Source organism: Sinomicrobium halophytocola (assembly GCF_052983395.1).
The window spans coordinates 117702-133776 of record NZ_JBRKIT010000037.1 but is presented as its reverse complement, the minus strand read 5'-3'; the positions used below and the strand labels follow the sequence as shown (position 1 = coordinate 133776).

The following is a 16075-nucleotide window of genomic DNA, read 5'->3' as shown; positions in this document are numbered from 1 at the left end:
GGAAGGCCGCTGTTATTCTACTGTATAAGATAAAGAAGCTACCTCCTAAAGAAAAAAGGAGGCAGCTTTCACCATTATTTTATGCGTACCCTTATGCCTTCGGAATGCGCACTCATTTCGGGGGCATACATACATTGCAAGGAGGTTATTCCATTGGAAAAATTACCGCTGTTATTGGCTCTCAGGTCATATTCGAATACATAAACCCCTTTCGGCATCCTGTCCGCAAAGAAATTGGTGGCGGCATCACGCGTGCTTTCGTAATATCCCAGTCCGCCCTGCCACTTGTAGCGGGACAAGACATTTACGGGTTCAAAGCCACTGGCACGCATATCCTTGATATGTACGAACTCCATATCCCGGTCGTTTTTGATTTCGAGCCGTACTGTTACCAGGTCGCCGACCTGTATCGGCGTATCTTCTGTTATCCGCTGTAATTCGGGCCCGTTGTCCGTCATTTTTTTCAGGAAGAGTTCTTTTTTGAAACGCACCCCGGTCTCTGCCGAGGTAATCTGGTCCAGATCTTCGAAATACTGCCAGTACAAAGCGCCCCAGGCAACACCCGGTGAAGTTTTCTTTACTTCCACTATTCCCATTTCCGGTTTTATTTCCTCTTTATCCCAGGCGGTTTTTACGTACCCGCTTCCTTTTTGCTTTTCTTCCATCTTTTCGATATCCAGCTTCTCTCCCCCGAGGCTCACCTCCAATCCGCCCTCTGCATTTACCCAGTCTTTCCCGGTACTCATCAAGGCAAAAACAGCTTCGGTAGTGGCCTTGGTAGATGCCCAGCGATTGGTTTGGCGGTTTTTAAGCAGCCAGACTTTCATCAGTTCCACACTCTCCGTATCCTGCAGTACTTCATCAAAGGCTTCGATAAGTAATGCCTGTGTTTCTATCGGTGCGTTGTACCAGTACCATCCGGGACGGTTATCTTTCCAGTACATCCCCATTTCATCACTTTCCACGGACTGGTCTTTTACAGAAAGTAATAGCTTCCTTGCCGGGTCATTTTTTCCGAAACGGTGAAATACGAGAGACAGCATAGCCTGGTGATACCTGGAACCGCTGAATTTTTCTTTTTCCATCTTCCCAAGGAAATAATCAGCCATTGCCTTTCCTTTTTTGCTGAGCGGGTACTCTTTCAGGAAATAGCTTCGGGCATACATCCACGACACTCCGCTGTATAAAGAAGGTGGATATTTGTCATTCTTTTTATAGCGGTCCCATTCCTCTTCCATTTTCTCATCCATAAATTTGATGGCTTTCCGTATCATGTTATCGGGACGGATATCGAAATTCTTATCGTAATCCATTCCCATAGCTCCAAGATGGCCAAAACCGGAAACGATATGTGTGGTTATATACACATTGGCATCACCCCCTTCGAACCAGGGGAATCCCCCGGAAGACAATTGTTTGTTTTCCAGTTTCCGGAATGCGGACCCCAGTTCGTTACGCATCTTGTTCAGATCAAACAAAACCGCAATGCGTTTCATCTGTTCCTCTTCATCAGCGGCCTGGCGTACCCAGGGGGTTTCTTCCAGCAAAAGGGATTTCAGTTCTTCATTGAGTTCCAGCCTGGATTGCAACTGCCCTTTGCGGTTCCAATCGTCAAAGACTGCTTTTATTTTAGGATTGGAATTAACGAGATGCTGTGAAATCAAATTTCCGTACACTCTGGAAAATACCTGTTCGGAACACTCATAGGGGAATTCCCGGAGATAAGGCAATGAAAAAATGGCGTACCACACCGGGTTGGTGGTCATTTCAAATGTTAGTTTGAAATTTTCCCGGGTAGCGGATTCGGTCTCCGTGAGTTTCTCCAGTTTAAATGTCTTTTCCTGTCCTTCGCGGATATGTAGCGGTAATGTCTCGGTAACCAGCATGCGATTGGTAAGCACCGGTAATGCCGATTCTTCCCCGTCGGAATAACTGCCTGCTTTAGCCACTACACGGTATACGACTGCCTGCTGTCCGGCGGGAACATGTAACTTCCAGGTGAGGTTGCTGCTTTGGCCTTCGGAAGCCGTGAACTCCCGGTTGTTTTCTTCATTGCCGAAGTCTCCGTCAACGGGCTGCATCGTAAAGGCATCGAAAAGCAGTAACTGTGCATTCCCGGATAGTTTTTTCCCGGAAAGATTCGTGACCTTTGCCTGGAATTCGATAACATCCCCCTCCCTTAAAAACCGTGGGGGATTGGGAACGATCATCAGTTCTTTCTGTGTACGGATGCTGGCTTCGTAATTGGCGGTATGCAATTCCGGGGTATGCGCCAGGGCCATGAATTTCCATTCCGTAAGACTTTCGGGAGTGGTGAAACTTATTTTTACATTACCATCCTTGTCCGTTTTAAGATGCGGAAAGAAAAAAGCGGTTTCCTGGAGGGCACGCCGGGGTTGTACCCCCGTTAAGCCGGACAAATCTTCCGCTTCGGCACTGCCAGTAATGCTCTCATTGGTCTCTGCTATTGTCACAACCTCTTCCAAGGCCATACTGTCATCCATAGCATATTCCTGCACTTCGGATTCTTCCGCCGGCGCCGCTGCTTTTCTCGCAGTAGCCATTGCAGACATGCCTCTTATACGTATATTCTGGTGATTTCTCCCGTTAATATCGAATCCGAACCAATTAATCTGATCGAAAAGAGGTGTTATTCCATTTCCGGGGACAGAAAAGGGGATATTAAAAATGCGAGCAAAGGATGCCACACCATACCCCGTATGAAGATTCCAATCGCTGTACCTGGAGTATCGTACAAAACTACTGTATGGAGACCATTGAATGTTATGGGGGTTGAACTGGTCCAGGGAGGCATCGTACATCGCAGCGAGCACTTCGGCCCCTCCGGTAGCCAGTCCCGCCAGGAAAGCATCTTTGCCTTCCCCGCTTACCGTGAGTTCCCAGGTCTCTTCATCGCCGGGCTGCAATTTATCGCGCATAGTCCCCGCGGTGATCTCCAGTTTATTTTCTTCGAAAGGAACGGTTATGGTTTGCGTACCCTGCTGTGCCGTATTGTATTTCCCTAAATAATAGTGAACGAATATATTACCCCGGTAACTTTCTTTTACAGGGAATGAAAATACCTTTACACCATTGTTTATTTTCAGTTCTTCTCTTTTTACAATCTTGCCGTCGTATTCGAGTTCTGCCACCACAATGGCATCCGGTGCGGAAGAAGCAAAAGTAAGCCGGGCCACATCCCCCGGCACGTAACTGTCTTTATCCGTCGTCACGGAAAAAAGCTCTTTGTCCACCGGGTCTTTTTTATCTTTCTTATACAGGTAAACCAACTTTTCGGCAGGAATGCTGTCCTGTCCGTCCCGGATGTATCCCCGAAGCAGGTAGTATCCTTCTTTCCATCCTTTCCCGGGTTTTACATCGATCTCTTTTTCTTTACCGGTATCAAAATTCACCGAGATCGCCGGGCTTTCCTCTTTCCAGTTTTCCTTTTTGTCTTCTTTGGCATACGGATCGTTCGGAAACCGTTTTACAAACTCTTCTTTATCATACAATTCATAATCTCCGGCCTGTAACGGGCTTTCCCGCAATACGCGTTCCGGAGGTATTATTTTGGTAAGCGTAAGCTCTCCTTTTGCCGGCATGAACTGCCCGTTGAGGTTTTCGGTACGAATGCCTGCGGTTTTCAAATCTTCCCATGCCACTTGTGATGGCATGTCCAGGTGGAGTGTATACCTCAGGTCCCCCACTGTGATACTCTGACTCCCCGACCGGGTCTCCCCATTAATATCGGTAATATCCGCTTCTACGGTATAGGTATATGTCCGCGGATCCTTTTTCTTTCCGGAAGAAACGGAAGGAACAGGTGCTTTTGCTTCAAACGGGATTCTAAAATTCCCTTCCGCATCCGTCGTTGTCTCTCCGTGCGTGATTTCCTCTCTCGGCTCCGGGTTTACGTACTGACGTCTCCACCAGGGAAGATAAGGATATATGGCCTGGCGATACACACGGTATACCACTTTAGCATTGTCAATATCAGCTCCCGAATAAGCCTTTGCTTTTGCCCCCGCTGTTATTTCTTCTCCGAGACGAAAAGTCTCCTTTACCGTATCGAACACCACTTCAAAACGGGGACGTTTATATTCTTCCACGCTGATAGTATAGGTTTCTCCCGAATCGCTTTCCAGGGTAAATATCCCCGTTATACCACCAGCGGGCAGTACAAACTCGCCGGATACGGAACCAAAAGCGTTTGTTGTCAGTTCCAGTTCTCCGATGGTATCATCGTTTGGGTCCAGCAACTCTATATCAAGCTTTTCGTTATCTATAACTTCTTTGTTACCGTCGGGGGCCTCCTTATAATGTATCGCTTTAAAATAAACCGTCTGCCCGGGACGATAGATGGAACGGTCCGTAAAAAACCGGGTGTGGTATGCCGTTTCCGCCCGGTAATCCCGGTCCGTATAATAACTGTATTGGTTGTAAAAGACATCTTCTCCTTTAATCCGGTAATAATACTGGTAATACCGCTGGTTGTTATAGTAGACATCTGCCTTTCCGGAGGCATCGGTTTTAATGGTCTTTGCCAGTTTCAACCTTTTGTTGTCTCTTTCATAAACCTCTATGGTTTTCCCGGCTTTCGGGTGACCTTCCTGTCTTTCCGTAACCAGTAATTCCCTCCCGTTTCCTATGATGGCGTAATCGGTTATGTTGACCAGTTGCGATTGCAGAACAACTCCTTCCTTATCTGTTTTAAAATCCGGGTCATTTGTTGCGAGAACAATGTACATTCCTTCGGGCAATACTTCCAGGGCTGCGGTTGTCGTATGATCCTGGTAATCGTTAAAAGTTTTCAGAGAAAGTGTGAACTCTTTTTCCAAAGGGTATTTCCGGAACAGTTCTTCCAGTAATTTTTGCCTGTCTTCTTCACCGGCATAACGTATATCGCGCACCGGGTCCTGGAAATAATCGTTGAGATCAGGATGGAATTTCAACACTTTAAAGTAAATCCGGTCCAGGTTTTTATGTGTTACGGATAACGGATTGTATTGTCCGGAAGGAATATAGGATTCTACACGGATAGAAAAATCTTTAGCATGTATCTGTTGTCGTATCCGTGCAGCTTCATTGGACGAAGAAGTTTTGGCATATTTTTTTTCAATATTTCGGGTAAGTACCAGTGTTTTATCAAACCATTCTTTCCTTGCCGTAAAATCCCCGGTCTCTTCCCGGCCTGCCCGTTCCTTATAAAAACGGGCCAGTTCCAATAATATTTCTCCGGTATACCAGTCCCCGGGAGAAACACGGGAGAGTTTCTCAAGTTCTTCAATATAGGAGTCCCCTGCATATTCCTGTTTACATAGTTTCAGGATTTCCAGTTCATTATAAAGTATGGCATTTGTATGTTTCTTTTCTTTGTGAAAATCAGCCAGTTCACGAAGCAAAGCCGCAGCTCTTTCTTTTTTATTCTTAGAATCCTTATCTTCTGCAAAGGAGTTGAAGAAAATACCGGGCTGATCGCGGAAAAAATCTATGGCCCGGTGTGAAATGAGGTCATATATTGTGGGGCGAAGTTCCCTTCCCTTTGCAATACGGTCATCCCTGGTCTTATCCTTATCGGCACCCGTGGTGTCATAAATCCTTTCCCATTCGTAAACTTCGAGTATTTCTTTCCAGTTTTCGACAGGTTGTTGTTTCAACGCCTCTCCATTATCCAGAGAACGGAGATAAAGTGCCGTAATTCTGTCGTTAAAGATATTTTCACTCCAGAAACGAAAATCTTCCGTGGAAGCTTCTTCCATCCGGGTCCGTTGGTTAATACTCCACCGGTTGCTCCGGTAGTACTTATAAATTGTCTCTGCCAGCATGGATTCCAGGATATTTTTCTCAACCGCGCCGGCTTCAGCGATCTCTTTCTCAAAATCCCGGATAACACGCAACTGCACTTCATCGTCATCATCTGTAATTACGGCTATTTTACCCCGGTAAAGCAAGGCACGGATCCGTTGCTTGACATTCCCGTCCTTTTTTGCCGCCTCGTAAATTTCGTTTACCGCGGGCAATATATTTTTGAGCAGGCCTTCCGTCTCTTTCTTTTCAATCTCTTTCCACTTCTTTTCATAAGGAAATTCCTGGGCGGCCAAAGGAATACAAAAAAGGGCCACAATACAAAACAGATATGTTCTCATATAACTAAGTGTTTGTCCGTACACCTGCCGAAAATGCCATATACTCCGGGACGGGATACTGATGTTTATTTCCTATTTTTAAAAATACATCTTTTATACAGTATTACATCGACAAATAACAAATAATATGCCATAAAAAACCTACAACACATTCTTATACCTGCCGGACACCCTTCACTTCATTTTCCCGGCCAATTACCTGATGAAAACCAAATGGTTATCCACTTCAAAATAATAATAAGCCTGTATTTGTAATTACGATTTATAGTTGTACATTTGCACCCCGTTTATTGGGAATGGAATGTTTAATTTAAAAAAATTAGTGTGAACACGTTAAGCTACAAAACCATCTCGGCCAACAAAGCGACTGCTGACAAGAAGTGGGTGCTGGTTGATGCCGAAGGACAGACGTTAGGACGTCTTGCCTCTAAGGTAGCAAAGATCCTCAGAGGTAAGTACAAGCCTAGTTACACCCCGCATGTGGACTGTGGAGATAATGTGGTTATTATCAACGCAGAAAAAATCAATTTAACAGGTAACAAGTGGGAAGCAAAAGAGTATATCCGTCACACGGGCTATCCGGGTGGTCAGCGATCTCTTAACGCAAAAGAACTTTTTGCTAAAGATCCGGCCAGAATCATCGAGAAATCCGTTAAGGGAATGCTGCCGAAAAACAGGCTGGGAGCAGCTTTATTCCGCAACCTGAAAGTATATGTAGGCGCTGAACACAAACAAGAAGCACAAAAACCTACTGCAATTAACTTAAACGAGCTGAAGTAATGGAAGTTATTCACAAAATCGGCAGAAGAAAAACTGCAGTTGCACGTGTATATGTTTCTCAGGGAAGCGGAAACATTACCGTCAACAAGAAAGAACTGAACACCTATTTTCCTACTGCTACTTTACAGTACAAAGTAAAACAGCCGCTGACCCTTACCGAGAACGCAGAAAACTTTGACATCAAGGTTAATGTTTACGGAGGTGGCAGCACCGGACAGGCAGAAGCCGTACGCCTCGCCATATCCAGAGCACTTTGTGAAGTAGATGCGGAAAACAGAACCACCCTGAAACCGGAAGGTCTGCTTACCAGGGATCCGCGAATGGTAGAACGCAAGAAATACGGCCAGAAGAAAGCCCGTAAGAAATTCCAGTTCTCCAAACGTTAATTTTTTTCAGGATATTTTTATCCGAAATGCTACCGAACCCGGTTTTTTACCGGCACAGGTATAAAAATAACCATGTTGTCGTTGTCCCGGACGAATAAATCGGGAAATTAGTTTAGCATCCAAATGACGGAGGCCTCATCATGAGCCACTTCAGCATTGCTAACTCAACGGAACGTAAACTATTACAAAAATGGCAAGCAAAATAGACGTAAAAGATTTATTAGAAGCAGGTGTACACTTCGGACACCTCACCAGGAAATGGAATCCTAATATGGCTCCTTACATTTATATGGAGCGTAACGGAATCCACGTTATTAACCTGTACAAGACCGCTGCAAAAATCGATGAGGCCGGAGAAGCCCTTAAGAAGATTGCAGCTTCAGGCCGGAAAATACTTTTCGTAGCCACTAAAAAACAGGCAAAAGACATCGTTGCTGAAAAAGCAGGTGCTGTTAATATGCCCTATATTACAGAAAGATGGCCCGGCGGAATGCTCACTAACTTTGTGACCATCCGTAAAGCCGTTAAGAAAATGACGTCCATCGACAAGATGAAAAAAGATGGCACGTTCAACACCCTCTCCAAAAAAGAACGTTTACAGGTGGATCGTTTAAGGGCTAAGTTAGACAAACAACTTGGTTCTATTGCAGACATGACACGTCTTCCCGGAGCACTGTTTATCGTGGATACCATGCGTGAGCACATTGCTGTGAAAGAAGCACAGAAATTAAACATTCCAATTTTCGCAATGGTAGACACCAACTCCGATCCCCGTGATGTGGACTACGTGATTCCGTCCAACGACGACGCTTCCAAGTCTATAGAAAAAGTTCTTTCACATGTAACAGCTTCTGTTGCCGAAGGGCTTTCCGAAAGAAAGGCCGAAAGATCTGAAAAAGAAGTTGCAAAAACCGATAAGGAACCTTCAACAAACGAAGAGGCACCGGTAGCCGAAGCTAAAGAAGCTAAAACCGAAGAGGCAAAAGCTGAAGCAACAGAGAGCAACAACGAAAATTAAACCTAAAATTAATATTGAGGTGCCGACCGCATAATGTCAAACCAATATATTTGTTCAGGGCTTATTTGGTCGGCCCTTTGATTTTACTCAAATAAAAAGATAAAAAATGGCAAACATCACAGCCGCAGAAGTTAACAAATTAAGACAAGCTACCGGTGCCGGTATGATGGACTGTAAAAAGGCGTTGGTAGAAGCTGAAGGCGATTTTGACAAAGCGATAGAAATACTTCGCAAAAAAGGACAAAAAGTAGCAGCTAACCGTGCAGACAGGGAGTCTACCGAAGGTGCTGTTATCGCTAAAGTAAATGACGACGCCACTCAAGGTGTAATCGTTTCCCTGAATTGTGAAACCGACTTTGTTGCCAAAAACGAATCTTTTGTAAAACTGGCTACGGACCTGGCTGAAATGGCCCTGAATTATACCTCTAAAGAAGAACTGCTTCAAGCAGATTACAACGGCATCACCGTAGGAGAAAAACTTACAGAACAAACCGGGGTGATCGGCGAAAAAATTGAGATCGGCGGATTCGAATCCATCCGGGCCCCTTTCGTAGGTTCTTACATCCATGCCGGAAATAAAATTGCTACCGTCGTTGGTTTGTCGTCTAATGTAGACGGCGCTGAAGAGGCTGCTAAAAACGTAGCTATGCAGGCTGCAGCAATGAACCCTATTGCTCTTGACGATGCAGGTGTTGACCAATCTGTGATCGACAAAGAGATCGAAATTGCAAAAGATCAGCTTCGTGCAGAAGGAAAGCCGGAAGCTATGCTCGAAAATATCGCCAAGGGAAAACTCAAACGTTTCTTTAAAGACAATACCCTGGTAAACCAGGATTATATAAAAGACAACAAAGTAAGTGTTGCGGCTTACGTAAAATCCGTAAATAGCGACCTTACCGTAACAGGATTCAAAAGAGTTGCTTTGGGATAAGCAATTAATCCTACCATATATTTAAAAGCCGTATTCTGACACAACAGGATACGGTTTTTTTTCATATACGCTTATATAATCTCATCTTTTTTCTCCTTTTAATTTTCCATTTTCTTAATTTGAGATTATCCTTATATTTGCACACAACTCATCCGAAAAACTATGCAATACAAGAGAATCCTCCTCAAACTAAGTGGCGAAGCCTTAATGGGAGAAAGACAATACGGAATAGACCCCAAACGCCTTGCCGAATACGCAACAGATATCAAGGAAATAGTAGACCAGGGCGTAGAAGTAGCCATTGTAATAGGAGGAGGTAATATTTTCCGGGGAGTGGCCGGAGCCAGCAATGGCATGGACCGTGTACAGGGCGACCACATGGGCATGCTCGCCACCGTCATTAACGGACTCGCACTTCAGAGTGCACTGGAAAATACCGGAGTACAGACCAGGCTGCAATCTGCCATTAAAATCAATGAAGTTGCGGAACCTTTTATCCGCCGAAGAGCTATCCGTCACCTGGAAAAAGGAAGAGTCGTAATCTTCGGGGGTGGTACCGGAAACCCTTATTTCACCACAGACTCGGCAGCAGTACTGCGGGCTATTGAAATCGAAGCCAATGTCATTCTCAAAGGCACCAGGGTTGACGGCATTTATACTTCCGATCCGGAAAAAGACAAAAGTGCAACCAAGTTCGATTTCATCTCTTTTGACGATGTCCTGAAAAAAGGACTTAAGGTAATGGACACCACAGCTTTTACCCTCAGTCAGGAAAACGAATTACCTATTATTGTCTTTGACATGAATAAAAAAGGAAACCTTTACAAAGTAGTTTCCGGTGAAAATGTAGGGACCAAGGTGAACCTGTAACCTATCCGAAAGCTTTACAACCAAATAAAATCAACAATCATGAATGAAGAGATCGATTTTATACTAGACAGCGCCAAAGAAGCCATGGACGATGCCATAGCTCACCTCGAAAAGGAGTTTGTTAATATCCGTGCCGGAAAGGCAAGCCCTGCCATGGTGGGAAGTGTATTTGTAGATTATTACGGATCACAGACACCTCTGAGCCAGGTTGCCAATGTCAACACTCCCGACGCCAGGACCATATCCATACAACCGTGGGAAAAAGGTATGCTCCAGACAATCGAAAAAGCTATCATTGTAGCCAATATAGGATTTAACCCTATGAACAACGGAGAGACCATCATTATCAATGTTCCCCCGCTAACCGAAGAAAGAAGGCGCGACCTTGTAAAACAGGCCAAAGGCGAAGCCGAAGATGCCAAAGTAAGTATCAGGGCTGCAAGGCAGGAAGCCAATAAAGACATTAAAAAATTGGAAGATGCTTCCGAAGACCTGAAGAAAAATGCCGAAGTGGACGTACAGGAACTAACCGACAGTTACATCAAAAAAGTCGATGACCTCCTGGCCGTAAAGGAAAAAGAAATCATGACAGTATAAGTTAAACTTCACATAATTTTTTTTAAGTGCCCGCATATCACGGGCATTTTTTTTGTAACATTACCGTTTTTAATCCGTTATGAGATACATAAAGACATTTACTTAATGAAAAAGCAGCTACTCCTCTTTTTTGTTTTTTTTATTCCCGCTTTCTGCCTTTCCCAGGAGATTATCTCAGGCGTGGTTCGCGATCAGAATACCGGGACTCCCCTGCCCTTTGCCAATATCCTAACCGACACAGGAGAAGGTACTATAACCAATGCTGACGGAAAATTTGAAATAGACAACCGGAAAGAAGAAATACATAGTTTTACCTTTTCCTACATAGGTTATCTCGAAAAAACCATAGATATAGAGGACGGTAAATCGTTCTACACCATACCCCTTGAAGAAACCCCCGAGAAACTTCGCGAAGTAGTGGTTACCGGAGGAGAAAACCCAGCCGTTGATATTATCAGGGAAGTCATACGGAAAAGGGCGGTCAACGATCCGGAAAGAGTATTGAACACCTTTAAGTACAATACCTACAACAAACTCCTGATTACCGCAAATCCCGATTCCATACAGGGCACCATAGATTCCATCTTCAAGAAAACCAACGGAAAAAAGAAATTTGAAAAACTGGACTCTACCGGTTATGAGCTAAAGAAACAATTATCCCACTCCCACCTTTATATTTCCGAAAAGGTATCCGAATATACTTTTAACCGAAAAAAGGGCAAAAGAGAAACCGTACTGGCTACAAAAATGGCCGGTTTTGAAGAGCCTGTCTACGAATTTCTGGCCCTGCAAATGCAATCTTTCTCTTTTTACCAGAACAAATACACCATTTTTGGTACGGACTATCCCGGTCCCGCCGGAAACGGTGCCCTAAGCTCTTATCACTACAGAATTCTCGATACGGTTCCTAACCAAAATAACCGGAGACCTGCATACATGATCTATTACTATCCGAAGGGAAAAGCTAAAACCGCCAGCATGGAAGGGGTATTATATGTAGATACCGAATCTTATGCCCTTCAAAAAGCCGTAGCGCAGCTAAAAGCGGTCATAGATATCAGTGCTTCACAGACTTTTGCATATTTCCCGGAAGAAAATATCTGGTTTCCTTCTTCCAAACAAATAAAAATCGTCCGGGGAGAAAACAAGGACGCCATATCGCTAATGGGAGCTTCCATTACAGGGCCGGAAGATAAATCCGAAGACCCTACTTCCGTTTCAACAAGCCAGGATGTATCCAAACTTATGCATTTTATAAGCAGGGAGGAAAATTTTGACATTTCCCTGAACACACCTGTAGAGATCAAGGGAAGAGGCATTGCTATGGAAATCGTAGATGACGCCCACCATAAAAGTGAGGAATTCTGGAATTCTTACCGGACATCTCCCCTTTCGGAAAGGGGTGCAGAGACCTATAGTGTGGTAGACAGTATAGCAGATGCCAATAATATTGAACGAAAAGTCAACCTGGCAAGGAAGTTACTGATTGGTTACTACCCGTTGAAATATGTGGACCTGGACCTGAGGTACCTGCTAAAATATAACAACTACGAAGGCTTCCGGTTAGGAATAGGGGCTATAACCAATACCGATTTTTCATCCAGGTACCGCTTACAGGCATATAGTGTTTATGGCACTAAAGACCAAAGGATAAAATTCGGCGTCGGTGCGGCTGCCAGGCTGGCCAAAATAACCAATACCTGGATAGGTGCTTCTTACATGGACGATCTTGTAGAAACCGGAAGTGCAGAGTTCATCAATGAATCCCGGAGCTTTTCCTTGTTCGAACCGCGTCTTTTCAATATCACCATGTTCCACAAAACACGCAGGACCAGCGCTTACCTGGAACATGATATTACGGCCAAGATCGGTGCCAAATTCCAGTTCAGCCAAAGCAACATTGTTCCCACATACAATTACCTTTACATCCACGACGGTGCATCTTATTACGACTTTAAACTTACCGAAGCTACATTGGCTTTACAATGGGTTCCTTTTAGCCGTTACATGCAAACCCGGCACGGCAAGGCCACCATGCGGAACAGTTATCCCAACTTTACCTTCCAGGTAACCCGGAGCCTTCGCAATGTCCTGGAAGGGGACTTTGAATTTACAAAACTCGATTTCCGCGGTATGCACCAGATCGTACACCCCAACCGCACCGTCACCAGCTTGCTCGTGAAAGGAGGGCTGGCATACGGAGATATCCCGGTTACCCACCTCTATAACGCATCACCGAACCAACCTCAGGGAAATGCCATACTACAGCGGTTTGCGGTTGCCGGGAGAAATAGCTTCGAGACGATGTACTTTAACGAATTCTTTTCGGACCGTTATGTTATGGCCCAGTTTAAACATCAATCCAACAGGTTCAAGCTGATCGGAAAAATAAGACCGGACTTCACCCTGATATCCCGTTTTGCCATAGGAAGTATAACTCATTCCGAAAAACATATAGGACTGGATTTCAAATCCCTCAACAAGGGATATTTAGAAAGCGGTTTCGAATTAAATAAGATATTCAAAGGATTTGGTCTCAGTGCCATGTATCGTTACGGACCATATCGACTACCACATTTTGATGACAATATTTCTTTCAAATTCACATATTACATGAGCTTAGGATTTTAAGCGGGTAAAATATTACTCCGCCCGCCCGTTTCTAACAAAAACTTAAGAGGCTATTATGCACTAATTTCTTACCTTTGCCGAGTTAAAAAAACGAGATGGTCGCTTGGATACGTAAAGGCTTTTGGGAAAGGGTCGCACGAATAATTCTACGGAACAGGATTTTCATACTCCTTTTAATTGCCGGCATTACTGTTTTTCTTGCATTACAGTGGAAAAACATGCGCTTTACCTACACCGAGGCTAACCTGTTGCCCGATCATCACCCGGTGAATGTCGAATACAATAGATTCCTGAAAACATTTGGTGAAGAAGGTAACCTGATCGTCCTGGCTGTAAAAGATCCTGCACTGTTTACCCCGCGTAATTTTAGCCTGTGGAACAAATTGAGCAAACAGCTAAATGCCTTCCCGGAAGTGGACCTGGTCGTCTCTACGGATAACCTGAAAGAACTGGTCAAAAACACGGAGAAACAGGAATTCGAACTAAAACCTTTCCTGGACCACCAGCCGGAATCGGAAGCGGCTATAGACACCCTAAAAAACCATTTGTTTCACGAACTACCGTTCTACGAGAGCCTTTTGTTCAACAAAGAAACCGAAACTATTCGTACCGCGGTATATATCGATAAGGAGATTGTAAACACACCGGTACGAAAAGATTTTATTTTTAACGACTTCATTCCTCTTGTCGAAAAATTCGAGAGCAATACCGGGTTAAAGGTACACGTTTCCGGAATGCCTTATATAAGAACTTTAAACTCGCAGAACATTATAGATGAAATAGGTGGTTTTATCCTCGCTGCACTGGGGGTTACATCGCTTATTTTCTTTTTCTTTTTCCGCTCATTCCGGGCCACCCTGATCTCAATGATCGTGGTTATCATCGGTGTTATGTGGGCCTTTGGCATTTTGGGACTGCTACATTATGAAATAACCGTGCTTACCGCGCTTATCCCTCCTTTGATCATTGTTATCGGTATTCCAAACTGCATTTTCCTTATCAACAAATATCAACAGGAAGTAAAAAAACACGGTAACCAGGCAAAATCACTTCAAAGAGTAATCTCCAAAATAGGTAATGCTACTTTAATGACCAACGCCACCACCGCCGTCGGTTTTGCTTCCTTTATCGTAACGGAAAGTAAACTGCTTAAGGAATTCGGTATTGTGGCTTCGATAAACATACTGGCAATTTTTATCCTGTCCTTGCTTATTATTCCGATCATTTACAGCTTCATGCCCTTACCTAAAAAAAGACATCTGAAGCATCTGAACAAACGATGGATAGGTGGTTTTGTAAACTGGATGGAAAAAACGGTAAGATACAGGCGTATTGAGATAAGCATATTTTCCCTGGTCCTTCTTGTCGCCAGCATTATCGGGATATACCAGATACGCATATCCGGAAGTATTATCGAAGATATGCCCAAAAGCACCGGTTTTTTTGATGATATACGTTTCTTTGAAAAGGAATTTGACGGCATCATGCCACTGGAGATCATGGTGAATACCAAGCGGAAGAACGGGGTTATGAAACTGTCCACACTCCGCAGGATGGACGAACTGGAAGAATTGATCAGGGATATTCCCGGGCTTTCCAAACCCATTTCGGTAGTCAACCTGGTCAAATATTCCAAGCAGGCTTATTATAACGGCAATCCGGCATATTATCAACTCCCGTCAAACCAGGAAAACCACTTTATCCTTTCCTATGCCAAAAAATCTGCGGACAATGCGGACCTGTTACGTAGTTTTGTGGATTCTACAGGACAAATAGCCCGCATCACCACTTTTATGCAGGATATGGGAACGGATGAAATGGAAGACATACAAAACCAGTTATGGACGACCATACACAAGGTTTTCCCGGAAGACAGGTACGATGTAAGCATGACGGGGAAGGCCCTGGTATTTATGAAAGGAACCAAATACCTGGTCAAGAATCTAGTTCTTTCCCTAGCCCTGGCCGTAATTTTGATTGCCATATTTATGGCCTACATGTTCCGCTCTTTCAAAATGATCATCATATCACTGATACCTAATCTTTTCCCTCTGGTCATTACTGCCGGGGTAATGGGATTTTTGGGTATCCCCATCAAACCTTCTACCATACTGGTATTCAGTATTGCATTTGGTATATCGGTAGACGACACCATACACTTTCTTGCCAAATACCGGCAGGAACTCGTAAGCAATGGCTGGAAAATACGAAAATCGGTCTTCGCGGCGCTGCGTGAAACCGGGGTAAGTATGTTCTATACTTCCATTGTTCTCTTTTTCGGCTTTTCTGTCTTTACAACCTCCAGTTTCGGCGGTACGGTAGCACTTGGAGGGCTGGTTTCCACAACGTTGTTGTTTGCCATGCTTTCCAACCTTATACTACTGCCTTCCTTATTGCTATCGCTGGAAAAAAGTATTGCCAACAAGCAGGTCTTAAAAGAACCTAATATAGATGTTCTTACGGAAGATAATGAGGAAAAATAAAAAAACCTGCCGGATAAAGCCCCGATTTTTCACAATCAGAGTGGGACCGACAGGCTCTTATGGTTTCCCCAAACCTACTTTTCCTAATTCAAATAATGTCATGTATTAATTACAACTCAAAAATACGGCTGTAAACAATGCGAAATAAGGGGAAAAATCCCCTTTTTGTTTTTCGCAATCCCGGGACATTCTTTAAAAAAACACCTATATTTGCCAACTGATATCAAACACAT

Annotated in this window: 9 protein-coding genes; 8 read left to right on the top strand and 1 reads right to left on the bottom strand. The window is 44.1% G+C overall.

The annotated features are described in order from the left end of the window. Positions 1-74 precede the first annotated feature (74 nt). Positions 75-6146, bottom strand: coding sequence for an alpha-2-macroglobulin family protein (locus ACVBDY_RS16140; protein ID WP_447176491.1), 6072 nt, complete (start codon positions 6144-6146; stop codon positions 75-77). Between the two features lie 324 nt (positions 6147-6470). On the opposite strand from ACVBDY_RS16140, the gene rplM reads away from it, so the two are divergent. The 8 genes from rplM to ACVBDY_RS16100 all read left to right on the top strand — a co-directional run bounded on the left by rplM (position 6471) and on the right by ACVBDY_RS16100 (position 15842). After that, a complete protein-coding gene (rplM, locus tag ACVBDY_RS16135) occupies positions 6471-6926 on the top strand; it encodes a 50S ribosomal protein L13 (RefSeq protein ID WP_123214577.1) in 456 nt (151 codons plus the stop codon). Then, positions 6926-7312, top strand: coding sequence for a 30S ribosomal protein S9 (rpsI, locus tag ACVBDY_RS16130; RefSeq protein WP_447176490.1), 387 nt, complete (start codon positions 6926-6928; stop codon positions 7310-7312). Before rplM ends, rpsI begins: the two co-directional genes overlap by 1 nt. A 190-nt stretch (positions 7313-7502) precedes the next feature. Beyond that, complete coding sequence (gene rpsB, locus ACVBDY_RS16125) at positions 7503-8330, top strand: 30S ribosomal protein S2 (protein ID WP_447176489.1); 828 nt, start codon at positions 7503-7505, stop codon at positions 8328-8330. A gap of 106 nt (positions 8331-8436) precedes the next feature. After that, complete coding sequence (gene tsf, locus ACVBDY_RS16120; RefSeq protein ID WP_447176488.1) at positions 8437-9261, top strand: translation elongation factor Ts; 825 nt, start codon at positions 8437-8439, stop codon at positions 9259-9261. 162 nt (positions 9262-9423) lie between these two features. Next, positions 9424-10131: a UMP kinase gene (gene pyrH, locus ACVBDY_RS16115; protein ID WP_447176487.1), complete on the top strand. Its 708-nt coding sequence runs from the start codon at positions 9424-9426 to the stop codon at positions 10129-10131. A 39-nt stretch (positions 10132-10170) separates the two neighbouring features. Further along, the gene (frr, locus tag ACVBDY_RS16110) at positions 10171-10728 is read left to right on the top strand and encodes a ribosome recycling factor (RefSeq protein WP_447176486.1); all 558 of its coding nucleotides are present in this window, start codon (positions 10171-10173) and stop codon (positions 10726-10728) included. 105 nt (positions 10729-10833) lie between these two features. Then, positions 10834-13359: a DUF5686 and carboxypeptidase-like regulatory domain-containing protein gene (locus ACVBDY_RS16105; protein ID WP_447176485.1), complete on the top strand. Its 2526-nt coding sequence runs from the start codon at positions 10834-10836 to the stop codon at positions 13357-13359. Positions 13360-13454: 95 nt separating this feature from the next. Continuing rightward, positions 13455-15842 carry an efflux RND transporter permease subunit gene (locus tag ACVBDY_RS16100; RefSeq protein WP_447176484.1) on the top strand — a complete coding sequence of 796 codons (2388 nt, stop codon included), beginning with the start codon at positions 13455-13457 and terminating at the stop codon, positions 15840-15842. The last annotated feature ends 233 nt before the right edge of the window (positions 15843-16075 follow it).

Coding starts and splice junctions, on each gene's coding strand:
- ACVBDY_RS16105 (WP_447176485.1), top strand. CDS start 10,834: ATGAAAAAGCAGCTACTCCTCTTTTTTGTTTTTTTTATTCCCGCTTTC.
- ACVBDY_RS16100 (WP_447176484.1), top strand. CDS start 13,455: ATGGTCGCTTGGATACGTAAAGGCTTTTGGGAAAGGGTCGCACGAATA.
- ACVBDY_RS16140 (WP_447176491.1), bottom strand. CDS start 6,146: ATGAGAACATATCTGTTTTGTATTGTGGCCCTTTTTTGTATTCCTTTG.
- rpsB (WP_447176489.1), top strand. CDS start 7,503: ATGGCAAGCAAAATAGACGTAAAAGATTTATTAGAAGCAGGTGTACAC.
- tsf (WP_447176488.1), top strand. CDS start 8,437: ATGGCAAACATCACAGCCGCAGAAGTTAACAAATTAAGACAAGCTACC.
- frr (WP_447176486.1), top strand. CDS start 10,171: ATGAATGAAGAGATCGATTTTATACTAGACAGCGCCAAAGAAGCCATG.
- pyrH (WP_447176487.1), top strand. CDS start 9,424: ATGCAATACAAGAGAATCCTCCTCAAACTAAGTGGCGAAGCCTTAATG.
- rpsI (WP_447176490.1), top strand. CDS start 6,926: ATGGAAGTTATTCACAAAATCGGCAGAAGAAAAACTGCAGTTGCACGT.